This window comes from Paracoccus sp. TD-10 (genome assembly GCF_048270675.1).
In the GTDB taxonomy this organism is placed as follows: Bacteria; Pseudomonadota; Alphaproteobacteria; order Rhodobacterales; family Rhodobacteraceae; genus Paracoccus; species Paracoccus pantotrophus.
In genome coordinates, this window is record NZ_CP182418.1 from 1,010,614 (window position 1) to 1,033,588 (window position 22,975).

22 protein-coding genes are annotated in these 22,975 nt (G+C 68.1%); 10 read left to right on the forward strand and 12 right to left on the reverse strand.

Features of this window, described 5'->3' with window-relative positions; all coding sequences use genetic code 11:
* Nucleotides 1–70 precede the first annotated feature (70 nt).
* Nucleotides 71–2,572, forward strand: a complete 2,502-nt coding sequence (locus ACNKFW_RS04985; RefSeq protein ID WP_418024782.1) for a DUF4175 domain-containing protein — start codon at nucleotides 71–73, stop codon at nucleotides 2,570–2,572.
* A gap of 49 nt (nucleotides 2,573–2,621) precedes the next feature.
* On the opposite strand, the gene ACNKFW_RS04990 is transcribed toward ACNKFW_RS04985, so the two are convergent.
* Nucleotides 2,622–3,596 carry a zinc-ribbon domain-containing protein gene (locus ACNKFW_RS04990; RefSeq protein ID WP_167521783.1) on the reverse strand — a complete coding sequence of 325 codons (975 nt, stop codon included), beginning with the start codon at nucleotides 3,594–3,596 and terminating at the stop codon, nucleotides 2,622–2,624.
* A gap of 125 nt (nucleotides 3,597–3,721) precedes the next feature.
* Here ACNKFW_RS04990 and ACNKFW_RS04995 point away from each other — a divergent pair, with 125 nt between their 5' ends.
* The 5 genes from ACNKFW_RS04995 (at nucleotide 3,722) to ACNKFW_RS05015 (ending at nucleotide 7,880) form a co-directional block, all read left to right on the forward strand.
* The gene (locus ACNKFW_RS04995; protein ID WP_024845029.1) at nucleotides 3,722–4,396 is read left to right on the forward strand and encodes a cell division ATP-binding protein FtsE; all 675 of its coding nucleotides are present in this window, start codon (nucleotides 3,722–3,724) and stop codon (nucleotides 4,394–4,396) included.
* Nucleotides 4,393–5,322: a cell division protein FtsX gene (locus ACNKFW_RS05000; protein WP_036747884.1), complete on the forward strand. Its 930-nt coding sequence runs from the start codon at nucleotides 4,393–4,395 to the stop codon at nucleotides 5,320–5,322. The genes ACNKFW_RS04995 and ACNKFW_RS05000 overlap by 4 nt, the downstream gene beginning before the upstream one ends.
* Entirely contained in the window at nucleotides 5,322–6,086 is a 765-nt protein-coding gene (locus tag ACNKFW_RS05005; protein WP_024845027.1) for a lysophospholipid acyltransferase family protein, read from the forward strand. The genes ACNKFW_RS05000 and ACNKFW_RS05005 overlap by 1 nt, the downstream gene beginning before the upstream one ends.
* A gap of 106 nt (nucleotides 6,087–6,192) precedes the next feature.
* Complete coding sequence (locus tag ACNKFW_RS05010) at nucleotides 6,193–7,122, forward strand: ABC transporter ATP-binding protein (protein WP_147427741.1); 930 nt, start codon at nucleotides 6,193–6,195, stop codon at nucleotides 7,120–7,122.
* On the forward strand, nucleotides 7,119–7,880 hold the full coding sequence (locus ACNKFW_RS05015) for an ABC transporter permease (RefSeq protein WP_147427742.1): 762 nt from the start codon (nucleotides 7,119–7,121) through the stop codon (nucleotides 7,878–7,880). The genes ACNKFW_RS05010 and ACNKFW_RS05015 overlap by 4 nt, the downstream gene beginning before the upstream one ends.
* A gap of 34 nt (nucleotides 7,881–7,914) precedes the next feature.
* Here the strand turns inward: ACNKFW_RS05015 and ACNKFW_RS05020 are convergent, their stop codons facing one another.
* Together ACNKFW_RS05020 and ACNKFW_RS05025 are read right to left on the reverse strand one after the other, a co-directional pair.
* A complete protein-coding gene (locus ACNKFW_RS05020; RefSeq protein ID WP_418024785.1) occupies nucleotides 7,915–8,271 on the reverse strand; it encodes a hypothetical protein in 357 nt (118 codons plus the stop codon).
* Nucleotides 8,272–8,335: 64 nt separating this feature from the next.
* Entirely contained in the window at nucleotides 8,336–8,812 is a 477-nt protein-coding gene (locus ACNKFW_RS05025; RefSeq protein ID WP_114669383.1) for a hypothetical protein, read from the reverse strand.
* A gap of 109 nt (nucleotides 8,813–8,921) precedes the next feature.
* Here ACNKFW_RS05025 and rimO point away from each other — a divergent pair, with 109 nt between their 5' ends.
* The 3 genes from rimO to ettA all read left to right on the forward strand — a co-directional run bounded on the left by rimO (nucleotide 8,922) and on the right by ettA (nucleotide 12,966).
* Nucleotides 8,922–10,304: a 30S ribosomal protein S12 methylthiotransferase RimO gene (rimO, locus tag ACNKFW_RS05030; protein WP_024845022.1), complete on the forward strand. Its 1,383-nt coding sequence runs from the start codon at nucleotides 8,922–8,924 to the stop codon at nucleotides 10,302–10,304.
* Nucleotides 10,305–10,383: 79 nt separating this feature from the next.
* Complete coding sequence (locus ACNKFW_RS05035; protein WP_024845021.1) at nucleotides 10,384–11,241, forward strand: sulfotransferase family protein; 858 nt, start codon at nucleotides 10,384–10,386, stop codon at nucleotides 11,239–11,241.
* Nucleotides 11,242–11,310: 69 nt separating this feature from the next.
* Complete coding sequence (gene ettA, locus ACNKFW_RS05040) at nucleotides 11,311–12,966, forward strand: energy-dependent translational throttle protein EttA (RefSeq protein WP_147427744.1); 1,656 nt, start codon at nucleotides 11,311–11,313, stop codon at nucleotides 12,964–12,966.
* Nucleotides 12,967–13,016: 50 nt separating this feature from the next.
* On the opposite strand, the gene ACNKFW_RS05045 is transcribed toward ettA, so the two are convergent.
* From ACNKFW_RS05045 to lysM, 4 genes are all read right to left on the reverse strand, one after another.
* Nucleotides 13,017–13,847, reverse strand: a complete 831-nt coding sequence (locus ACNKFW_RS05045; protein WP_418024787.1) for a glycosyltransferase — start codon at nucleotides 13,845–13,847, stop codon at nucleotides 13,017–13,019.
* The gene (locus tag ACNKFW_RS05050) at nucleotides 13,844–14,914 is read right to left on the reverse strand and encodes a glycosyltransferase family 61 protein (protein ID WP_418024790.1); all 1,071 of its coding nucleotides are present in this window, start codon (nucleotides 14,912–14,914) and stop codon (nucleotides 13,844–13,846) included. Before ACNKFW_RS05050 ends, ACNKFW_RS05045 begins: the two co-directional genes overlap by 4 nt.
* Before the next feature lie 158 nt (nucleotides 14,915–15,072).
* Complete coding sequence (locus ACNKFW_RS05055; RefSeq protein WP_147427748.1) at nucleotides 15,073–16,959, reverse strand: acyl-CoA synthetase; 1,887 nt, start codon at nucleotides 16,957–16,959, stop codon at nucleotides 15,073–15,075.
* Between the two features lie 128 nt (nucleotides 16,960–17,087).
* A complete protein-coding gene (lysM, locus tag ACNKFW_RS05060) occupies nucleotides 17,088–17,582 on the reverse strand; it encodes a peptidoglycan-binding protein LysM (RefSeq protein ID WP_024845016.1) in 495 nt (164 codons plus the stop codon).
* A gap of 214 nt (nucleotides 17,583–17,796) precedes the next feature.
* Between lysM and ACNKFW_RS05065 the strand changes: the two genes are divergently transcribed.
* Nucleotides 17,797–18,258 carry a CAP domain-containing protein gene (locus ACNKFW_RS05065; RefSeq protein ID WP_231486838.1) on the forward strand — a complete coding sequence of 154 codons (462 nt, stop codon included), beginning with the start codon at nucleotides 17,797–17,799 and terminating at the stop codon, nucleotides 18,256–18,258.
* Between the two features lie 128 nt (nucleotides 18,259–18,386).
* On the opposite strand, the gene ACNKFW_RS05070 is transcribed toward ACNKFW_RS05065, so the two are convergent.
* The 5 genes from ACNKFW_RS05070 to tsaD are packed head-to-tail and all read right to left on the reverse strand — an operon-like array spanning nucleotide 18,387 to nucleotide 22,948.
* Nucleotides 18,387–20,198, reverse strand: a complete 1,812-nt coding sequence (locus tag ACNKFW_RS05070) for an ABC transporter transmembrane domain-containing protein (RefSeq protein WP_024845014.1) — start codon at nucleotides 20,196–20,198, stop codon at nucleotides 18,387–18,389.
* Nucleotides 20,199–20,239: 41 nt separating this feature from the next.
* A complete protein-coding gene (locus tag ACNKFW_RS05075; protein WP_024845013.1) occupies nucleotides 20,240–20,665 on the reverse strand; it encodes an EVE domain-containing protein in 426 nt (141 codons plus the stop codon).
* Nucleotides 20,665–20,937 (reverse strand): YciI family protein, encoded by a 273-nt coding sequence (locus ACNKFW_RS05080; RefSeq protein ID WP_167521815.1) that lies wholly within the window; start codon nucleotides 20,935–20,937, stop codon nucleotides 20,665–20,667. Before ACNKFW_RS05080 ends, ACNKFW_RS05075 begins: the two co-directional genes overlap by 1 nt.
* Nucleotides 20,937–21,881, reverse strand: coding sequence for an NAD(P)H-dependent glycerol-3-phosphate dehydrogenase (locus ACNKFW_RS05085; protein ID WP_024845011.1), 945 nt, complete (start codon nucleotides 21,879–21,881; stop codon nucleotides 20,937–20,939). Before ACNKFW_RS05085 ends, ACNKFW_RS05080 begins: the two co-directional genes overlap by 1 nt.
* Nucleotides 21,878–22,948, reverse strand: coding sequence for a tRNA (adenosine(37)-N6)-threonylcarbamoyltransferase complex transferase subunit TsaD (tsaD, locus tag ACNKFW_RS05090; protein WP_024845010.1), 1,071 nt, complete (start codon nucleotides 22,946–22,948; stop codon nucleotides 21,878–21,880). Before tsaD ends, ACNKFW_RS05085 begins: the two co-directional genes overlap by 4 nt.
* Nucleotides 22,949–22,975 lie beyond the last annotated feature (27 nt).

Sequence of the window (22,975 nt, forward strand, 5' to 3'; positions counted from 1 at the left end):
TGCTGCGTGGTCGCCGGGGGTTTCACACCCCCGGACCCCCGTGGGATATTTGCCCAAGAAAGAAGCGGCCATGGCTGAACCGCGCCGCATCGGATGGGCGGTCGGACTGACCCGTGCCGGCATGTGGTGGGAGGCGCTGGCCGCGGCCTTCTGGCCCCTGGGCGTATTGCTGGCGCTGGTCCTGGCGGCGTTGGCCTTTGGCGCGGCCGAGCTTTTCTCCTCGCAGGCGCTGATGGGGCTGATGGGCCTGGTGGCCCTGGTCGCCGTGCTGGCTTTCGGCCGGGGGCTGCGGCGCTTTCGTCGACCCTCGGCCCTGGCGGCGCGGGTGCGGGTCGACCTGACCCTGCCGGGGCGGCCGCTATCGGCCCTGCGCGACCGCCTGGCCCTGGGGGCCGGGGACGAGGGTGCGGATGCGTTGTGGCGCGCGCATCTGGCGCGGATGCAGATGGCGGCGGCGGCGGCGCGCCCCGTGCCGCCCGATGCACGGCTGCGCTGGCGCGATCCGGCCGCCCTGCGGCTGGCCAGCGTGGTGGCGCTGGTCATGGCGCTGGTCTTTGCGCCGGCGGGGCAGCTGGGGCAGGGCCTTGCCGCCCTGGGCGCGACCTTCCGGCCCCTGCCCGAGGCGCGGCCTGGCGCCGAGGCCGGCCCGTCATGGGAGGGCTGGGCCGAGCCCCCCACCTATACCCGACGCCCGACGCTGTATCTGAACGCCCTGCCCGAGGGGCAGGGGCTGGAACTGCCCAAGGGCTCGAAGCTGAGCTTCCGGCTTTACGGCGAGGGCGCCGAGATCGCGCAGGACATCGGCGCGGCGGTGCCGGGCGGCGAGCCTGCCACGCCGGAGTTCATGGCCGAGCGCGACGGGATGATCGAGGTCGCCGGGCGGCGCTTCGACGTGACGGTGCTGCCCGATGCGGTGCCGGTCGTGGCGCCCGGCAAGGCGCCCGAGCGGCGTGCCGACGGTCGGCTGGTGCAGGAATTCACCGCCAGCGACGACAACGGCATCGCGGCGGGCCAGGCGGTCATCGTGCTGGACCTGGATGCGGTGGACCGCCGCTTTGGCCTGGCCCCGGAGCCCGAGCCGCGCGAGGCGGTGGAACTGGTGCTGCCGCTGCCCGCGACCGGCAGCCGCAAGCAGATCCGCGGCCGGCTGGTGGGCGACCTGGCGCGCCACCCCTGGGCCAATCTGCCGGTGACGGTTTCGCTGAAGGTCGAGGACGGGATCGAGCAGCAGGGCGTCTCGGCCCCCATGCGCATGGTCCTGCCGGGGCGGCGCTTCTTCGATCCGCTGGCGGCGGCGCTGATCGAGGTGCGGCGCGACCTGCTGTGGTCGCGCGACAATGCCGCCCGCAGCGCCCAGATCCTGCGCGCGGCGAGCTGGCAGCCCGAGGGTTTCATGGAGGAGGAGCTTTATCGCGGTCTGCGCGGCGCCATCGGCACGCTGGAATCCGGCAACCTGGGCGAGGAGGCGCGCAACAAGCTGGCGCAGCAGCTGTGGGATGCCGCCGTGGCGCTGGAGGATGGCGGGCTGGCCGATGCGCTGGAACGGATGAGCCAGGCGCAGGAGCGGCTGAGCGAGGCGATCCGCAACGGCGCCAGCCCCGACGAGATCCAGCGCCTGATGGACGAGTTGAAGCAGGCCACAGACGATTACCTGGACATGCTGGCCCAGCAGCAGGGCGAGGATCCGGCCGAGCGCTTCGACCGCTCGGCCCGGGACCGCCAGCAGATCACCGGCGACCAGATCCAGCAGATGATGGACGAGATCCAGCGCCTGATGAACGAGGGCCGCATGGCCGAGGCCCAGGAATTGCTGGAGCAGTTCAACCGCATGATGCAGAACATGCGGGTGACGCAATCCGAAGGCGGCGAGGGCGGCCGCCAGCGGCCGATGAACAGGCTGGCCGAGACCCTGCGCGACCAGCAGAAGCTGGCCGACGAGGCCATGCGCCAGATGCAGGATCGGTTCGGCCAATGGCAGCCGGGCGAGGAGGAGGGGCAGGGCAGCCAGGACAACCAGCAGCTTGCCGACCGCCAGCGCGAATTGCGCGAGGATCTGGGCCGCCAGCGCGGTCTGCTGCCCGGCCGCGGCACCCCGCAGGGCGAGGAGGCGCGGCGCCAGTTGGACGAGGCCGGCCGCGCCATGGAGGATGCCGAACAGGCGCTGCGCGAGGGCGATGCGGCCGGCGCGATGGAGCGCCAGGCCCAGGCGATCCAGTCCATGCGCGAGGGAATGCGGGCGCTTGGCGACATGATGGCGCAGGACCGGCAGCAGGGCCAGGACGGCCAGCCGCAGCAAGGCGGGCAGCAGGACGGCCCCGAAGGGCCCTCGGGCGATCCGCGCGGGCGGCGCGGGCTGGCGCAGCCCTATGACCGCCAGCCGCAGACCGATCCGCTGGGACGGGCGCTGTCGGGCGACGGCGGCTCGATCACTTCGGGCGATCCCCTGGCCGAGGGGGGGGATCCCTCGCGCAAGGCCCGCGAATTGCAGGACGAGATCCGGCGGCGCAGCGGCGAACGCGAACGGCCGCGCGACGAGCGCGACTACCTGGGGCGGCTGCTGGAGAATTTCTGAAGACGCGCTGCCGGCCCTTGCGGCGGGGCCGTTCGGTTCGGCGAAGCCCCTATCGATCCAGGAGGCGGTCGTGGAGCCAGAGCCGGGCCTGGTCGACCTGCTGGCGCCAGTCGGCGAGCCAGCCGCCGCCTTCCTCGGCCGGGATCTGGGGAGCCAGCACATAGAGGATCACCGCCCCCAGCGCCAGCATCGCGGCAAGGCCGAAGCCCATGCCATAGCCGCCGCGCTGTCGGCGCACCGGCACCAGGGCGGGGACCGGCGCCTCGCGCGGGACGGTCGCCGCGGCGGTCGCTGGCGGCGTAGCCGCGGCCGGGATTTCCGGCAAGGCCGGACGGATCAGCGGCGCGACGGCCGGGGGCGGCTCCTCGGCCGTGATGGCCGCGTCGGGCCGTGGCGGGCCGGTGCGGGTCAGGGTCGCGGCCAGTTCCTCGGCATCGGGCAGGGCGGGGGCGACCGGCTCGGGCCGGTCCGGGGACGCGGGCCTGGCGGCAGGGGCTTCCGCGGCCGGGCTTTCCTGCTGGGGCACAGGCGGCATTTGCGGGTTGGCGGGGGCCTCCTTGCCGGCGACGGGTTCGGCAGGCGCCGCGGCGCTGCCGGTTTCGGTCACGGTGACGGCAGGCCAGTCGATCGGTGGCTCGGCCTTGGCGCGGCGTTCGCCTGCGGCAGGCTGTGCCGCGTCCTGTGCCGCCTCCTGTGCCGCTGCCGGGGTCGTCGCGGGAATGTGATCGGGGCTGGATTTTCGTGCCGGCGCCTCGCGGGCGCGCAACTCGCGCGCAGCTTCCTCGCGCAGGATGGCCAGCACCGATTCGTCCAGCGGCCGGTTCAGGACCGGGCGCGCCTGCGGGTCATAGGCGCCAGGGGCGGCGGCAGCGGCGGCAGCAGGGGCGGGCGGCGCGGATTTTCCCGCGCCGGGCTGGCGCCAGACATGGCCGCAGGCCGAGCATTCGACCTCGCGCCCCGAGGCGGGAATGGCGGATTCCGCGATCTCGTACTGGGCAGCGCAGCGGGGGCAGGTCAGGCGCATGGGCTGGTCTTTCGGCTCCGGTAGGGGGATGGTTTCGATCATGCGGGCGTCTCGCATTCGCCGCACGACTGTTCTATCAAGCCACGAACCGCGCGCCAAGCAGCCCGCTCGGAAAGGGACCACCAGTGATCGAGATGCAGAACCTGTCCTTCGGCTACAGCGGCAACGATCCGCTGCTTGCCGACATGTCGCTGACGCTTCAGCCGGGTTCCTTCCATTTCCTGACCGGTCCCTCGGGCGCGGGCAAGACCACCTTCCTGCGGCTGTGCTATGCCGACCTGCTGCCCAGCGGCGGGCGGATGACGGCCTTCGGCCAGGACGTGCAGGCGCTGTCGCGCGACGGCATCGCCGGGCTGCGGCGGCGGGTGGGCGTGGTGCATCAGGACACGCAGTTCCTGGACCACCTGCCTGTCGCGGAAAACATCGCCCTGCCGCTGCTGGTCTCGGGCGAGCAGGTGGACATGGGCGCCCTGGGCGAATTGCTGGCCTGGGTGCAGCTGTCGGGCCATGCCCGCGCCATGCCGCCGGAACTGTCGGGGGGCGAGCGGCAGCGCGCCGCGCTGGCCCGCGCCGTCATCATGTCGCCCGACCTGATCCTGGCGGACGAGCCGACGGGGAACCTGGACTGGGACATGTCGATGCGGCTCTTGCAATTGCTGATCGAACTGAACCGTTCTGGCAAGGCGGTGCTGATCGCCACCCATGACCTGAACCTGATCCGTGCCGCCAAGCAGCAGGTGCAGGCGCGGGTGCTGCGCATCGCGGGCAAGAGGCTGCAACTGGCGGGGGCGGACCTGTGAAGAAAGCCGATCTGAAATCGCTGGACCTGGCAACGCTGTGGCGGGGGCTGACCCGGCCCGACCCGGCGGGAACGGACCGCGTGGTGCCGCCGACCGGCTTCACCGCGCAGCTGACGGTGTTCTCGGCTGGCGCCATGGCCTTCCTGGCGGTCTTTGCCCTGGCGCTGGCGCTGGCCACCGGCCGGCTGGCCGAACGCTGGTCGACCGAGCTGGCCCAGACCGTGACCGTGCGCATCTCGGCCCCCGAGGACCAGATCGACGAGCAGACCGTGACGGTGATGGAGGCGTTGAAGACCACCCCCGGCATCGCCGAGGCGCGGCTCTTGCCCGATGACGAGGTGGAAAGGCTGCTCGAGCCCTGGTTCGGTCCCGATGTCCCGGTCGAGGCCCTGCCGGTGCCGCGCCTGATCGAGATCGCCCAGGCCGCCGAGGGTTTCGATGCCGAGGCGCTGCGCCTGCGGCTGGAGGGCGAGGCGCCGGGCGCGGTGCTGGACGACCATACCCGCTGGCGCCAGCCGCTGGTCTCGGCGGCGAACCGGCTGCGGGTGCTGGGGCTTGTCTCGCTGCTGCTGATCGCTGCCGCCTCGGGGGCGATGATCACGCTGGCCGCGAAGGCGGCGCTGGCGGCAAACGGGCAGGTGATCCGGGTGCTGCGCCTGATCGGGGCGCGCGACATCACCATCGCCACCGCCTTCGTGCGCCGCTTTACCCGCCGCGCCGCCATGGGTGCGGCCGGGGGCACGGTGCTGGGCATGGCGGCGATCTGGGCGCTGCCCTCGATGGACCAGGCGGGCAGTTTCCTGACCGGGCTGGGGTTTCAGGGCTGGGGCTGGCTCTGGCCCCTGCTGATCCCGCCCGCCGCCGCCGCCATCGGATTCGTCGCGACCCGCTGGGCGGCGCTGAAGATGCTGCGCGAGGTGCGCTGATGAGCGCCTATCACCCGCGTCGGGCCTCGATCCTCGACTGGCCGCGCACGGTGCTTTATTACCTTTATGCGGTTCTGGTGACGCTGGTTCTGGGGCTGTGGGGCCTGCCGCAGGTGCTGGTCCATCCCGAGCGCGCGCATCGCGTGGCCAGCCTGTGGCTGGACCAGATGCTGGGCGCGGCGCGGCTGCTCCTGGGGGTGCGTATCGAATATCGCGGCACGCCGCCCGCGGGAGAATGCATCGTGGCCTCGAAGCACCAGAGCTTTCTCGACATCCTCGCGCTGGCCCGCGCCTGCCCGCGCCGCGCCTTCGTGATGAAGCGCGAGGTGCTGCGGGTGCCGGTCATGGGCTGGTTCGCGCGCAAGGTCGGCTGCATCCCCATCGACCGCGCGCGCGGCAAGGAGGCGATGAAGCAGATCATCGCCGGCATCGAGGCTGCCCGCGCCCGCCCCGAGGGTCTGGGCCAGCTTATCATCTATCCCGAGGGCACCCGCACCCGGCCGGGGCAGAAACTGCCCTACAAGCACGGCGCCGGCACGATTCAGCGCGCGACCGGCCTCTCCATCCGTCCCGTTGCGGTGAATTGCGGCCTGTTCTGGCCCAAGCGCGGCATCCCGATCCGCGGCGGCATCGCGGTGATCGAGTTCCTGCCGCCGATCCCGGCCGGCCCGCGCTCGAGCGCGGTGATGGAGCTTCTGGAGGCGCGGATCGAGGCCGCCAGCGACCGGCTGCTGGCCGAAGCGGGCGGCCTGCCGCCGGCCTGACGGTTGACGCAAGGTCAGGGGCGTTTTCGCCATTGCGCCCGCCCGTGGTTGCGGTCCACCCTGCCCGGCGGATTTGCGGGCCTTCGGGCCAGAACAGGGGGACGGGATGCGTCCGATCATCGACATCGACCATGTTTCCAAGCGCTACGGCAGCGGCACGGTGGCGCTGAACGACGTCTCGCTGCAGATCGAGGAGGGCGAGATCCTGGCGCTGCTCGGCCCGAACGGGGCGGGCAAGACCACGCTGATCTCGATCATCTGCGGCCTGGTGGTGCCCAGCGGCGGCACGGTGCGCGTCGGCGGCCACGACATCGGCCGCGACTGGCGCGCGGCGCGTAAGCTGATCGGTCTGGTCCCGCAAGAGGTCGCGCTGGAGCCCTTCGAGAGCGTCATCGACTGCGTGCGCTTTACCCGCGGGCTTTACGGCGAGCCGCCGGACGACGCCTATATCGAGCAATTGCTGCGCAGCCTGGCGCTGTGGGACAAGCGCGAGGCCAAGACGCGCGAGCTGTCGGGCGGCATGAAGCGCCGGGTGCTGATCGCCAAGGCGCTGTCGCACCGGCCCAAGGTGCTGTTCCTGGACGAGCCCACGGCGGGCGTGGACGTGACGCTGCGGCGCGAGATGTGGCAGGTGGTGCGGCAGTTGCGCGCCGAGGGCGTGACCATCATCCTGACCACGCATTACCTGGAAGAGGCCGAGGACATGGCTGACCGCATCGGCGTCATCAACCGCGGCGAATTGCTGCTGGTCCGGTCCAAGGACGCGCTGATGGGCGAATTCGGCAAGAAGCGCCTGACCGTCTCGCTTTCCGAGCCGCTGGCGGCGCTGCCCGCCGAACTGGCGGGGCGCGGGCTGGTGCTTTCGGCCGACGGGCGCGAACTGGGCTATGACTACGACACCAGGGCCGAGCGCACCGGGATCGCGCATCTGCTGGCCGAACTGGCGGGGCTGGGCCTGGCGGTGCGCGACGTGTCGACCAAGCAAAGCAGCCTTGAGGAAATCTTCATGTCGCTGGTCGAGGAGGAAACCGTATGAACTGGCGTTCCGCCCGCGCCGTCTTCGGACATGAGATGGCGCGGTTCTTCCGCACGATCTGGCAGTCGCTGGCCTCGCCGGTGCTGTCCACGGTGCTTTACTTCGTTGTCTTCGGCGCCGCCATCGGCGGGCGCATCCAGGCGGTCGAGGGCGTGGCCTATGGCGCCTTCATCGTGCCGGGGCTGATGATGCTGACCGTGCTGCAGCAATCGGTGGCCAATGCCAGCTTCGGCATCTATTTCCCGAAATTCGCCGGCACGATCTACGAGATCCTCGTCGCGCCCACCGGCTGGATCGAGGTCACGCTGGGCTTCGTCGGCGCCGCCGCCACCAAGGCGGTGATGATCGCGCTGGTGATCCTTCTGACCAGCTTCTGGTTCACCGGCGTGCATATCGCGCATCCGTTCTGGATGCTGGCCTTCCTGGTCCTGACCGCCATCGCCTTTTCGCTGCTGGGCTTCATCATCGGCCTTTGGGCCAAGAATTTCGAGCAGTTGCAGATCGTGCCGATGATGGTCATCACGCCGCTGGTGTTCCTGGGCGGCGCCTTCTATTCGGCCTCGATGCTGCCGCCCTTCTGGGAGGGGGTCGCCAAACTCAACCCGGTGCTTTACCTGATCTCGGGCTTCCGCTGGAGCTTCTTCGGCTTTGCCGATGTGCCGGTCGGGCTGTCCTTGGGCGCGGTGGCGCTGATGATCCTGGTCTGCATGGGCGCGATCCGCTGGATCTTCCTGACCGGTTGGCGGCTGCGGGAGTGACCGCGCCTATGGGGTGCGTTCAGGCGCCGCCCATTTACGGCCGGCACGGTGTCCCGGCCTTGGCCATCTGCGCCGCGTGCCGGCCAAGCGCCGCCGCCTGCCGTTGCAGCCAGGCATCCGCCGCCTTGCGCCCCTGCGCCTGTACCCGCCGGTGGTATTCCGGCCGCAACTGCTCGCGGCTGGCCGAGATCGAGCAATCGGCCGTCCGCACCGGCTTCTTGCCCGCCTTGCCGGCGGGCGCGCCGCCGTTCGGTGCGGTCTGCTGTTCCAGCAGGTCGCCCTGATGCATGATCATCGCCTGGTTTCCGGCGTCGAACCACGGCGTCTGCGCGCCGGCCGCGCCAGCCCAGATCACGGCCGCGGCGACCGCGGCCCATCCTTGTCCCGACATGGCTGTCCTCCTTTGCGCCGAGCCTGCCATAAAACCGCGCCCCGGTCATCCCTTGGGATGCGCCTCAGCCCCGGCACAGCCGGGTCTGCGGGTCCAGCCGGACATATTCGCGGGCCGAGATCCTGTGCATCTTCAGCGAATGCTTCCATTGCGTGTTCCACATACGCAGGATGCCGTTTCGGTAATATTGCGCCATCAACTCGTCCACGATGGGCGGGATGATGGTGGTGCCGGGGATGCGGGGGGCGTGAAAGCCGACCGTCGCCTTCGGTCCCAGACAGGCATTGGGCAGGGTGATATAGATCGTGCAGGCCGAACGGCAATAGCCGCGCACCTCGACCGGGCGGCCGCTGGCGGCCAGCTTGTTGCGATAGCGGATCGCCTCGACGACATTGCCGCCACGATTGTTCATGATCACGATCGGCTTGCCGCGCGGCTGCGCCTCGGCGGGCGCGGGCAGGCCGGCGACACCGGCGACGCCGGTGCCAAGGGCCAGCGACAGGGCAAGCGCCGAAGAAAGGCGGGTCAGAAGGGAAGACATGTTCATGTCCTTTGCTATGCCTCGCTGAACGCGCAAGTCCAAATGACGTTCCGGCGAGCCGCGCTTCCTGCTTAACAAGCGGCCTGCTTGCCACTATATGCCGCGCATCATGAGCCAGAACCCGCCCCTGTTGCGCCCCGATCTAGCCCCCAGCCCGATCTTCGACTCTGCACAAGGGGAGGGGGGGCGAAGGGACGGGCAACCGACCATCGGCATGGTCAGCCTCGGCTGTCCCAAGGCGCTGGTGGACAGCGAGCGCATCCTGACCCGCCTGCGGGCCGAGGGCTATGCCATCAGCCCCGACTACAAGGGCGCCGGCGCGGTGATCGTGAACACCTGCGGCTTCCTCGATTCGGCCAAGGCGGAATCGCTGCAGGCCATTGGCGAGGCGCTGGCGGAAAACGGCAAGGTCATCGTCACCGGCTGCCTGGGCGCCGAGCCCGAATATATCACCGGCGCGCATCCCTCGGTCCTGGCCGTGACGGGGCCGCAGCAATACGAGCAGGTGCTGGATGCGGTGCATTCTGCCGTGCCGCCCTCGCCCGATCCCTTCGTGGACCTGCTGCCGGCCTCGGGCGTGAAGCTGACGCCGCGCCATTACAGCTACCTGAAGATTTCCGAGGGCTGCAACCACGCCTGCAAGTTTTGCATCATCCCCGACATGCGCGGGAAACTGGTCAGCCGCCCGGCGCATGCGGTGATCCGCGAGGCCGAGAAGCTGGTCGAGGCCGGCGTGCGCGAGCTTCTGGTGATCTCGCAGGACACCTCGGCCTATGGGCTCGACCGCAAGTTCGCGGAGGAGCGCGGGCATCGGGCGCATATCACCGACCTGGCGCGCGACCTGGGGTCTTTGGGCGCCTGGGTGCGGCTGCATTACGTCTATCCCTATCCGCATGTGCGCGACCTGATCCCCTTGATGGCCGAGGGGCTGGTGCTGCCCTATCTGGACATCCCCTTCCAGCACGCCCACCCGGATGTGCTGAAGCGCATGGCGCGGCCGGCGGCGGCGGCCAAGACCCTGGACGAGATCGCCGCCTGGCGGGCCGCCTGTCCCGAGATCACCCTGCGCTCGACCTTCATCGTCGGCTATCCCGGCGAGACCGAGGCCGAGTTCCAGACCCTGCTGGACTGGCTGGACGAGGCGCAGCTGGACCGGGTCGGCTGCTTCCAATACGAAAACGTCAAGGGCGCGCGCGCCAACGAGTTGCCCGACCACCTGCCCGACGAGGTCAAGCAGGACCGTTGGGACCGCTTCATGCAGAAGGCGCAGGCGATTTCCGAGGCCAAGCTGGCGGCCAAGGTCGGCAGCCGCATCGAGGTGATCGTGGACAGCGTGGACGACGAGGGCGCGACCTGCCGCACCAAGGCCGATGCGCCGGAAATCGACGGCAACCTGTTCATCGACCAGGGGTTCGAGGCACTGGCGCCGGGCGACATCGTCAGCGTCACCGTGGACGAGGCCGGCGAATACGACCTCTGGGGCCGGCTCTAGGCGGCGACAATCGTGCCGGTTGTGGCGCCGGCGCCGCTGGCTTAATCAGGCGGCAGCGCGACGCAACAAGGCGGCATGGATGAACTGGGATCCCGAAGGCAAACCCCGAAAACCCGATGTCCTGGGCATCGGCGCGCAAAAGGCCGGCACCACCTGGCTGTCGCAGATGCTGGGCCAGCATCCTGATGTCTGGGCTCCCCCCTTCAAGGAGGTGCAGTTCTTCAATCACCGCTTCGTCGAAGAGCATCGCAAATGGCTGCCCTGGCATTTCCGCCGCGGCCGCCAGAACATCGAGAAACGCTGGGCCGCCCGCGGCGAGGAGATGCCGCGCGCGATGGTGCGCTATCTGGACCGCGTCACCCGTGAACCGATGTTCACCAACCATTGGTACAAGCTGGTCTTCGCCCCCGCGCCCCAGGGGACAAAGGCGATCGACGTTACCCCGGAATATTCGACCCTTCCGCCGGAAGGCGTGGATTTCGTAACGAAATTCCTGCCGCAGGCGAAGTTCGTCTATATCATCCGCCACCCCGTCGATCGCGCCATCTCGCAGCTCAAGATGAACCTGACGCGGGCGGGGCGAAAGCCGGCGACCGTCGAGGACTGGCTCAAGGAGGTCGAGGCCCCCGAGCTGATGGATCGTGGCGATTACATGAGCTATGTGCCGCGCTGGAACGCGCATTTCGGCCCCGACCGGCTGCTTTACCTGCCCTTCGGCATGATCGCCCGCGATCCGCTGAGCTTCCTGCGCCGGGTCGAGGACTTCCTGGGCCTGGCCCCGCACGACTATCGCGACCTCGGCAAGAAGGTCTTCGCCTCGGACAATGCGCTGGTGGTGCCCGACCGGGCCCGCGCCCGGCTGCGCGAGAAGCTGGAACCGCAATTCGAGTTTCTCGACCGGACCTTCGGGCCGGAATTCATCCGGCAGTTCCGCTGAGCCTTCCCCTTTCGCCGCTGCTCGACTACATAGCGCGCAACTTCACGGGTTCAGCAACGAGGAAAGATCATGGCCTCCTACCAGTTCGTTTACTACATGGACGGGGTGTCCAAGACCTATCCGGGCGGCAAGAAGACCTTCGAGAACATCCGCCTGAACTTTCTGCCCGGCGTCAAGATCGGCGTCGTGGGCGTCAACGGCGCCGGCAAATCCACGCTGCTGCGCATCATGGCCGGCATCGACAAGGACTTTACCGGCGAGGCCTGGGCGGCGAAGGGCGCGACCGTAGGCTACCTGCCGCAAGAGCCGCAGCTCGACCCCGCCTTGAACGTGCGCGGCAACGTCATGGAGGGCGTCAAGGCCAAGCAGGCCAAGCTCGACCGCTATAACGAGCTGGCCATGAACTACTCGGACGAGACCGCCGAGGAGATGGCCAAGCTGCAGGACGAGATCGATGCCGAGAACCTCTGGGATCTCGACAGCCAGATCGACGTGGCCATGGAGGCGCTGCGCTGCCCGCCGGACGATGCCGATGTGGAAAGCCTGTCGGGCGGCGAGCGCCGCCGCGTCGCGCTGTGCAAGCTGCTCTTGGAACAGCCCGACATGCTGCTTCTGGACGAACCGACCAACCACCTGGATGCCGAGACCATCGCCTGGCTGCAAAAGCACCTGATCGAATATCCCGGCACCATCCTGATCGTCACCCACGACCGCTATTTCCTGGACGACATCACCGGCTGGATCCTGGAACTCGATCGCGGCCGCGGCATCCCCTATGAGGGCAATTACTCGGCCTGGCTGGAGCAGAAGGCCAAGCGGCTGGAACAGGAAGCGCGCGAGGACAAGGCCAAGCAGAAGACGCTGGAGCGCGAACTGGAATGGATCCGCGCCGGCGCCAAGGCGCGGCAGGCCAAGCAGAAGGCCCGGATCAACGCCTATAACGAACTGGCCAGCCAGTCCGAGCGCGAGAAGCTGACCCGCGCCCAGATCATCATCCCCAACGGCGAGCGGCTGGGCAGCAAGGTGATCGAGGTCAACGGGCTGAAAAAGGCCATGGGCGACAAGCTGCTGATCGAGGATCTGAGTTTCAGCCTGCCGCCGGGCGGCATCGTCGGCGTGATCGGCCCGAACGGCGCCGGCAAATCGACGCTGTTCAAGATGCTGACCGGGCAGGAACAGCCCGATGCCGGCGAAATCACCTATGGCGACACGGTGAAGCTTTCCTATGTGGACCAGTCGCGCGACGCGCTGGATCCCAACAAGACGGTGTGGGAGGAAATCTCGGGCGGGGCCGAGCAGATCGAGCTGGGCGACGCCACGATGAACAGCCGCGCCTATTGCTCGGCCTTCAACTTCAAGGGCGGCGACCAGCAGAAGAAGGTCGGCCTGCTCTCGGGCGGCGAACGCAACCGGGTGCATATGGCCAAGCTGCTGAAATCCGGCGGCAACGTGCTGCTGCTGGACGAGCCGACCAACGACCTGGACGTGGAAACCCTGCAGGCGCTGGAGGCGGCGCTGGAGGATTTCGCCGGCTGCGCGGTCATCATCTCGCACGACCGCTTCTTCCTCGACCGGCTCTGCACGCATATCCTGGCCTTCGAGGGCGACGCGCATGTGGAATGGTTCGAGGGCAACTTCGAGGATTACGAGGCCGACAAGATCCGCCGCCTCGGCCCCGATTCGGTCGAGCCGAAGCGGGTGAAATACAAGAAGTTCACGCGGTAATAAGATGGAGGAAAGGGGGCAGATCTGCCCCCTTTTTTCTTCGCAGGCCGTTATCGAAATCCGGCGGCCTTCATGCCCGTTTCCGACAGGTAGTCGAAATGCCGCGTGATCAGGCGGTCCAATTCGTCGCGCGGGGCTTTCTTCATGCCCCTCTTGGCCAGGATTTCCTTGGCGTGCCGCGGCGTGTCGTTCATCCCATAATGGGTCACGATGCTGGGAACCGAGGGGTCGGTCAGGGCGACCATCACTGTCGGGATGCGATAATGGGCAAAGCCGAATACCGTGCGCTGGGGATGGCGCACGGCGACACCCACGCCAAGGAAGGGGTTGAACCAGCGGTAAAGCCCCTGCGTCGGCCCGTCGATGACCGAATAGATCACCGTGGGGAAGCTGACGGCGAAGACCCCATGCGCCTTCCACAGGGTATCGCCATGCTTGCGCAGCTTCCTGATATAATCCTTGGAGAGGCAATCATCGTCATCGAGGCGGAATTGAAGGCAATCCTGCAGTTCCAGTCCGATTTCCTTGAGGGTCTGGACCTGGGCATCGGCGACATGCATCGGCGGGACAAAGCGCAGAACCACATAGGGGCGCGCGTCGCAAAGCCTTTGCAGCTGGTCGCGATAGACCTTGGGCATCCGGTCCGAAGAGATGACGAGCAGCTTGAAATCGGGATCGGTTTGCGCGTCCAGGGAGGCGAGCGTCAACTGCTCGAACGTCACGAAACGGGCCTTCATCCGCTCGTCGCCGAAAAGCTCCTGCTCCTTTTGCTTGTAGATCGGCTCCAGGTCGCTTTCCGCGACGTTGCGATAGGCTTTCCAGTCGCCGCGCCCGATCATGGAAAAGCGGCAAATCCCGACTATGGTCATCGTGTTCTTCATAGTGCGAACCGTTTCGTGACCGGTGTGTAGACAAGGCTTCCCTTTGCGCGCCGCTCGGCCTCGGCGACGTCGGCCTTAATGATTTCGTCCGAAGGAATGTCCCAGACCGCATCAGCGTCCAGATAGCCATGTTCCAGCAATGCCGCATGGATTTCCGTGAAATCCGCCTGGCCCCAGCTGTTGTGGTTCGGCTTCTTGCCTGGCGTCAGATATTCGGCGACGAGGCTGTTGATGAGCAAGGGATCCTTTCCCGTCATTCCCCGAAGCTGCAGGCGCATGCTATGGTGTTCGGCATTGTTCCTGCGCAGGATGACGGCAATATCCTTGTCCGGGTCGGCTGCCATCCCGGCCATGTGCAGGGCGGATGTGTCCAGGCTGATGATTTTCCGGGCGGCACGGTAAAGTGCGAACTGATCTTTCCAGGACAGCTGCTCGGGGAAAACGGGGACATAGCCGGAACGCCTCAGGTTTTCCTCGAGGATCGCTTCAGCCAGCAACCCGCCGTTTGCAACATATTTCGTTCTGGAGATATAGATCTTTTCCGGCCCGTTTGGGGGAAGCTTGCCCACGGTCTCGCGCAGGAAATTTCGGAACTCTTCCGTGCCGGTGGCGATTTCACCAAGTCCAAATCCCTGGCCGGGGATGGTGAGGTTTTCGACCAGAGAAGGCTGTTTGACGACCAGGGTCGGGCACCTGATGCCGAAAATATCGAAAATCTCTCGATGCGGCTTCTTGAAATGCGTCAGGGTCGAGTGCTTGGGAGTGAACAAGACCCCATCATAATCGCTGTTCGCGGCCCAAAGCCTGCTGATCGTTTCGGTAATGAAATGCCCGAAATGGCCATAAAACATCCCCGCGAAAAGGAAATGCCCTTCCAGCTTTTCAACCGGCTCGGGAGCCTCTTCAAGCGCAAGCGACATGCGTCCAGCACCACGCCAGGCGGCCGCCTCGGCGATGTCGCCGTCCTTCCAGACGCCGCTTGGGGTTCGGGGGCGGGATTCCCACGGAGGGACCACAATCGCATTTTGCAGGGTAATCGTTTTTCTGGACCAACCCTGATCGGGCAACGGGGGACAAGGCTCGTTCAATTTACGCTCTCAAACTCATACACAGCGATTCGCCAGAAAAGGCGAACATCCCAATCACCGCCCTGTTTGGCAACACCTCCTTGACAATGCAAGTCAAACCGGCCTGTGACGGCGCTCCGCCAAAGGTCGGCTGATCCCTATTCCCATTCCCAGGGCAGGGCGTATTGGCCAAGCAGCTGGGCGACGGCGCTGCGGTCGACCTCGCCGTTCGGCCGGATGCGGGCGACCAGGCCGCGCTTGCGGTCGTCGACCACCGCGGCCACAGCGGCCGCCAGCCCGGCCTCGGCCAGGGCGGCGTCATAGACGCGGCGGATCGCCAGCTTGCGCAGGTCGGGCTTGAAGATCTTGCCCACCGCGGTCTTGGGCAGCTCGGGCAGGATCTCGACGTGCTTGGGCACCGCCGCGCGTTCGTGGATATGGGCGCGGGCATGCTCCATCAACTCGTCCAGCGAGACCTCGGCCCCGGCGATCAGCTCGACATAGGCGCAGGGCAGTTCGCCCGCGAAGGAGTCGGGCTGGCCGATGGCGGCGGCGGCGGCGACCTTGGGGTGGGACAGCAGCGCGTCCTCGATCTCGGCGGGGTCGATATTGTGGCCGCCGCGGATGATCAGATCCTTGGCGCGCCCGGTGATCCACAGATAGCCGTCGGCGTCCATCCGGCCCAGGTCGCCGGTGCGCAGGAAGCGGCTTTCGGCGAACAGGTCGTGGTTCTTGTCGGCCTCGGTATAGGTCGAGCCCTCGAAGACGCCGGGATTGGCCACGCAGATCTCGCCGATCTCGTCGGTGGCGCATTCGTGGAAATCGCCGTTGCGGCGCTGCAGGATGCGCACATGGGTATAGGGCAGCGGGATGCCGACCGAGCCGACCTTCTTGAGCCCGTCGATGGGGTTGCAGGAGACCAGGCAGGTCGCTTCGGTCAGCCCGTAGCCTTCGGCGATCTCGACCCCGGTCGCAGCCTTGAAGCGGTTGTAAAGCTCGATCGGCAGCGGCGCCGAGCCCGAGATCGCGGTCTTGAGCGAGGTGACATCGGCATCGACCGGGCGCTGCATCAGCGCGGCGATGGCGGTGGGCACGGTGATCAGGAAGGTCGCCTGCCAGCGTTCGATCAGCTTCCAGAAATTGTCGAACACGCCCTCGCCGCGATAGCCGGCGGGCGTCGGCATGACCAGCTGCGCCCCCGACATCAGGCAGGACATCAGCACCGGATAGGCCGCGAAGACGTGGAACATCGGCAAGGGGCACATCAGCACGTCGGTCTCGGTGAACAAGAGCGTGGCGCCCAGCCAGCCGTTATAGACCATGCCCGATTGCTTGTGCTGGGCGACCTTGGGCATGCCGGTGGTGCCGCCGGTGTGGAAAAAGGCGGCGACGCGGTCCTCGGCCGGCTCGTCGAAGGTCAGGCGGTCGTGCTTTTGCGCGCTGGCGGCGGCTTCGAAATCCATGACCTTGGCATGGTGCCGGGCGGGAACCTTGGGCCGCATCAGCGGCACCAGCAGGCGCTTGATCCCGGTCAGGTAGCCGCGCAGGTCGACCTCCAGCACGGTCTGCACGTCCGGGGCCTGCGCCACCGCCTCGGCCGCCTTTTGCGCGACCTCGGATTTCGGAAAGCTTTTCAGTGTCACCAACACCTTGGCGCCGGTTTCGCGCAGGATGGCCGCGATGTGGTCGGGCTCCAGCAGCGGGTTGATCGGGTTCACGATCCCCGCCGTCGCGCCGGCCAGCAGCACGACCGGCGCCTCGACGCAATTGGGCAGCAGATAGGCCACGACATCGCCCGGCCCGACGCCCAGGCTGCGAAACAGGTTCGCCGTCTCGGTCACGCGCTCGTGCAGCTCGCTCCAGGTCAGGGTCCGGGCCGGTGCCTTGGGGTCCGAGAACAGCTGGAAGCTGATCGCGGGACGCTGGGGATGGCGGTCGCGGGTCTGGGTCAGCGCCTGATAGACGGTGCGCGGCACCTGGCGCTGCGCATAGGACATTTCCGTCTCGACCGCATCGCGGTCTGCGACGCTCGCGAACCTGGCCATTCCCTTACCTCCCGTTCTCCCATTCGGGGTCGTGCCCCACTGACAGGCAGAATGGTGCAACGATCAGCATGATGGCAAGCATTCCGCGACGCCATGCCGGCGTCAAAACGCTGCGTCGCTTCGCGGGCTCAGCCCTGGGGAATGCGCAGGGTCTGGCCGGGATAGATCTTGTCGGGATGGCTGAGCATGGGCTTGTTGGCCTCGAAGATCTCGGGGTAGCGGCCGGCTTTGCCCAGGTATTTCTGCGCGATGGCCGACAGCGTCTCGCCTTTCTGCACGGTATGGAACACGGGCATCGCCGCCGCGGGGGCGGGGGTTTCGGTGCCGGCGCCCTCGGCCAGCTCGACATGGGCGATGCCCTTGATGTTGCCGACCGCCAGGATCAGCTTTTCCAGGGTCTCCTGATCGCGCGCCTTGCCCGAGATGACCACCGTATCGCCGCGCAGGGTCAGGTGCACGTCCTTGCCGGTCAGGCCCAGGGCCGAGAGTTCGGCCTTGAGCGCGGCCACCTTGCGGTCGGTGTCGCTTTGCGGGGCAGGGGCGGGGGCGGGTGCCTCTTGCGCCTCGGCCTCGGATCCGAAAAGCGATTTTCCGGCGTCCTTCACGAAATCCCAGATGGCCATGACCTCTCCTTTCAGGGCTGTGTCTGGAGCGGCAACGTTTCGCCGAAAGCGGCGGTTCCAGACAAATTTCAGCAATCTGAGGTTGAGGAATGCCGGGCCGATCCCTAGCTTTCGCGGGTCTTAGGGGATAGAAAATTTGAACAAATACTGCAAATCACTGGTTTTGGCGTCTTTTCTTGGATTGGCGGCGCTGCCCGCCCTTGCCGAGGATGGGGTGCGAATCTCGACCAAGTCCAATGCGGGGGATCCGGCGCGTCCGGGAAGCGTCACCTGCTTCCAGACCTCGATGCGCGAAAATGAGGCAGCGGTCCGCGCCACCAATGCCACGCGCCAGGCGCGCGGGCTGTCGCCGCTGAAGCCGAATCGCGACCTGGCCGCGGCTGCGGCCCGCCATGCCTGCGACATGGCCCGGCGCGGGGTGATGTCGCATCGGGGCAGCAAGACCAAGGGGCCGATGCAGCGGCTGAAGCAGGAAGGCTACCGCCCGAGCATCGCGGCCGAAAACATCGCCGCCGGTCCCTGGGGGCAGGATCGCGTTCTGGTCGAATGGGCGCGTTCCAGCGGGCACCTGGCCAATATCCTGATCCCGCAGGCCCGCCATTACGGCATCGGCAAGGCCTTGGGGGCGGATGGCAGGACCGTCTTCTGGGCGGCGGTCTATAGCGCGCCGCGCTGAGCGGCGGCGCGCGCTGCGGCCGGCAAGCCGGGGCCGCAGGCTTTTCATCCCCGGCCGTGCCTGCGGGCTTGCGTCGCCTGGTCGCGCGACTGGTTGCCGGCGGCTTGGCCCGCGGCCTGTCCTTGCGGTCAGGCGATACCCTCCACCACTTCCGCCGCTTCCATGGTTCCCTCGGTGAATTGCAGCCGTGCCAGCCGGGCATAAAGCCCGCCCTGCGCCACCAGTTCCTCGTGCCGGCCCTGGGCCACGATGCGGCCATGGTCGAAGACGACGATCCGGTCGGCCTTCTTCACCGTGGCCAGCCGATGCGCGATGATGATCGTGGTGCGGGTCCGGGCCAGCTCGTCCACGGCATGCTGCACCAGCCGCTCGGATTCGGCATCCAGCGCCGAGGTCGCCTCGTCCAGAAGCAGGATCGGCGCGTCGCGCAGGATGGCGCGGGCGATGGCGATGCGCTGCTTCTGCCCGCCCGACAGCATCACCCCGCGCTCGCCGACATAACTGTCATAGCCTTCGGGCAGCAGGTTCAGGAACTCGTCGGCATGGGCGGCGCGGGCCGCGGCCTCGACTTCGGCATCCGAGGCGTCGGGGCGGCCGAAGCGGATGTTCTCGCGCGCTGTGGCGGCAAAGATCACCGGGTCTTGCGGCACCAGCGCGATGGCCTGGCGGAAATCGCCCCGCGCCATGTCGCGCAGGTCGATGCCGTCGATGCGCACCGCGCCGGAATCGGGATCCCAGAAGCGCAGCAGCAGCTGGATCACCGTGGTCTTGCCGGCGCCCGAAGGCCCGACCAGCGCCACCGTCTCGCCGGGGCGGATGTCCAGCGTGACCCCTTCCAGCGCCGAGCGGTCGGGACGCGAGGGATAGTGGAAGGTCACATCGTCGAGGCGGATCGCGCCCTGGACCGGCCGGGGCAGGGCAATCGGCTGGGCCGGATCGGTCAGCGAATCCTGCGCCGTCAGCAGCTCGGTCAGCCGCTCGGTGGCGCCGGCGGCACGCTGCAATTCGCCCCAGATCTCGGACAGCGCGCCCACCGCGCCGGCGACCAGCACCGCGTAGATGACGAACTGCACCAGCTCGCCCACGGTCATCATCTCCAGCCGCACGTCGCGGGCGCCGATCCACAGCACCCCCAGAACGCCCGAGAAGATCAGGAAGATGACGATCACCGTCATCACCGTCCGCGTCCTGACCCGGTTCAGCGCCGAATCATAGGACCGCTCGGTCACGTCGTCGAAGCGCGCGCGCGTCGGCCCCTCTTGGGTAAAGGCCTGCACGGTCTGCGCCGAAAGCAGGCTTTCCGATGCCGCGCCCGATGATTGCGCGATCCAGTCCTGGTTCTCGCGCGACAGCTTGCGCAGCCGCCGGCCCAGCACCACGATGGGCACCACGATCACCGGCACCAGCAGCAGCACCAGGCCCGACAGCTTGGCCGAGGTCCAGACCAGCATCGCCATGCCGCCGACCAGGATCAGGAAGTTGCGCAGCGCGATCGACACGGACGAGCCGATCACCGACTGGATCAGCGTGGTATCGGTGGTGATGCGGCTGATGATCTCGCCGGTCAGCACCCGCTCGTAGAAGGCCGGGCTCATGGCGATGACGCGCTGGAAGACGGCCTTGCGGATGTCGGCGACCACCCGCTCGCCCAGCCGGGTGACGAGGTAATAGCGCATCCCCGTCCCCAGCGCGAGCAGCGCCACGATGGCCAGCGCCGCGCCGAAATACTGGTCCAGGAGATGCGCGCCGGCGTCGAAGCCGTCCACGACGCGTCGCACCGCCAGCGGCAGGACCAGGCTGATGCCCGCCGTGACCGCCAGCGCCAGCAGCGCCGCCGCCAGCAAGCCGCGATAGGGCCGGATGAAGGGCCAAAGCGCACGCAGCGCGCCGATACGTTTCGTGGTCGGCCGATCCACGATGGGTTTGGGTCCGCGTGCCATTTATCCTCCCTGGGTCGCCGGATGGCTGCCTGCTGGCGCGTTCACAGCGGCTTGGTGCCGCCGGCCAGTTCCAGAATGATTTCCCATTCCGCATCCGAGACCGGCTGCACCGAAAGGCGCGAATTGTTGACCAGCACCATGTCCTTCAGCCGCGGCTCGGCCTTGGCCTCGTCCAGCGAGACGGGGCGGTTGACGCGGGCGACGGCGCGGACATCGACGCATTCCCATTTCGGGTCGGCGGCTGTCGTGTCGGGATGTGCCTCGGCCACCACCTCGCAGATGCCGACGATCTCCTTGCCGATGTTCGAGTGATAGAAGAAGCCGCGCTCGCCCTTCTTCATGGCGCGCATGTTGTTGCGGGCCTGGTAGTTGCGCACGCCGTCCCATTGCTCGCCCGTCTCGCCGCGGCCGATCAGGTCGTCGAAGCTGAAGACGTCCGGCTCGGATTTGAACAGCCAATACGCCATCAGCCGATCACCTTCTTCCACTCGATCACCTCGACCGAGGCGAACAGTCCGGCTGCCTTGTAGGGATCCTGTGCCGCCCATTCCTTGACCTCCGTCAAGCTCTCGCCCTCGACCAGCAGCAGCGAGCCGCAGGGCTGGCCGTTCTCGATCAGCGGGCCGGCCAGCTTGACGCCGGGCTGCGCGCCCAGGAAGGCCAGATGGCTTTCGCGGGTGTCGAGACGGGTTTGCAGCTTGCCGGCATGGTCGCGGCAGATGACGGCGAAAAGGGGCATCATTCCTCCTTGAGGGGGCGGTTGAGCAGAAAATCCAGCGCATGTTCCATGGCGATGCTGCCTTGGGCAAGCCCCGCCACCAGATTCGAGATCGGCATCTCGATCCCCAGCCTTTCGGCCAGCCGGGTGACGGCGCGGGCGGTGGCGGCGCCCTCGACCGTGGTGCCGGCGGCGAAGTCGCGCCCGGCGCCCAGGGCCAGCCCATAGCGGAAATTGCGCGACTGTTCCGAGGTGCAGGTCAGCACAAGGTCGCCCAGGCCCGACAGGCCCGGCAAGGTCTCGGGCCGGGCGCCGAGCGCGGTGGCCAGCCGCAGCATCTCGGCAAAGCCGCGGGTGACGATGCTGGCCCGCGCGCTGTCGCCATAGCCCGCGCCGATGGCGGCGCCGGCGGCGATGGCGATGATGTTCTTCAGCGCCCCGCCCAGCTCGGCCCCGGCCATGTCGGTGGTGCGGTAAAGCCGCAGCGTGGCGGTGGAAAGCTGGCGTTGCAGCGCCTCGGCCGCCCCTGCATCGGCGCAGGCAAGCGTTAGCGCCGTGGGCAGGCCGCGGGCGATGTCGGCGGCAAAGCTGGGGCCGGTCAGCACCGCCACCGTGGCATGCGGGCAGGCGGCGGCGATCAGCGCCGAGGGCCCGGTCAGCGTGGCGAGGTCGATGCCCTTGGCGCAACTGACCAGGTTGCGGCGGTCGAAGCGCGCGCCATGCTCGGCCAGAAACCCGCCCAGCACCTGCGCGGGCAGCGCGAGCAGCACGGTTTCGGCCGCGATCTGGTCCAGCCGGCCGGTGACATGCAGCGCCGGCGGCAGGGCGACGCCGGGCAGGCGCGGGTTCTCGCGCGCCGCGGCCCAGCCGGTATCGCGGCCCCAGAGCGTGACCGGCCCCTTGCTTGCCAGCGAAACCGCCAGCGCCGTGCCGAATGCGCCTGCGCCGATGATCGCCACGCTCATGCCTTGGCCCCCCGCTTGCCGGCGCCCAGCATCGGCGCGGCCTTCTGGTCCAGCGGCCAGCGCGGGCGCGCGGCCAGTTCCATGCCGTCGCGCCGGCCGGCCTGGTAGGCCTCGATCCCGGCCCAGGCGATCATCGCGGCATTGTCGGTGCAAAGCCGCAACGGCGGCGCCAGGAAGGTCGCGCCGGCCTCGGCCGCGACCCGCTGCAAGGCCGCGCGCAGGGTTTCGTTGGCCGCGACCCCGCCCGCCACGGCAAGCACCGGGGCAGGGGTCAGCGCCAGCGCCCGGCGGGTCTTTTCGGCCAGCACTTCGGCGACCGCCGCCTGGAAGCCGGCGCATAGATCGGCGCGGTCCTGTTCGTGCAGGCCGCCCTGCGCCGCGACCAGGTCGTCGCGCTGGCGCAGCACGGCGGTCTTGAGACCGGAAAAGCTGAGGTCGCAGCCCGGCCGGTCCAGCAACGGCCGGGGCAGGGCGAAGCGGCGCGGATCGCCCGCCCGCGCGGCGGCCTCGACCGAGGGACCGCCGGGTTGCGGCAGACCCAGAAGCTTGGCCGCCTTGTCGAAAGCCTCGCCCGGCGCGTCGTCGATGGTGCCGCCCAGCCGGGTGAAGTCCTGGGGGCCGTCCACGCGCAGGAACTGGCAATGCCCGCCCGAGACCAGCAGCATCAGATAGGGAAAGGGAACGCCGTCGGTCAGCCGCGGCGTCAGCGCATGGCCGGCCAGGTGGTTCACGCCGACCAGCGGCAGGCCGCTGCCCGCCGCCAGCCCCTTGGCCAGCATCACCCCCGACAGCACGCCGCCGATCAGCCCCGGCCCGGCGGTGACGGCGATGCCGTCCAGGTCTGGCAGCCGCAGCCCGGCTTGGGCCAGCGCCTCTTCGACGCAAAGATCCAGCCTTTCGGCATGGGCGCGGGCGGCGATCTCGGGCACCACGCCGCCGAAATCGGCATGCAGCGCCGTCTGCCCGGCCACGACCGAGGCCAGGATCGCGCGGTCGCCGCGCACCACCGCCGCGGCACTGTCGTCGCAGCTGCTTTCGATGCCCAGAAAGGTCAGTCCCATGCTCATCCTTGTTCCCGCGCCGCCAAGGGCCTA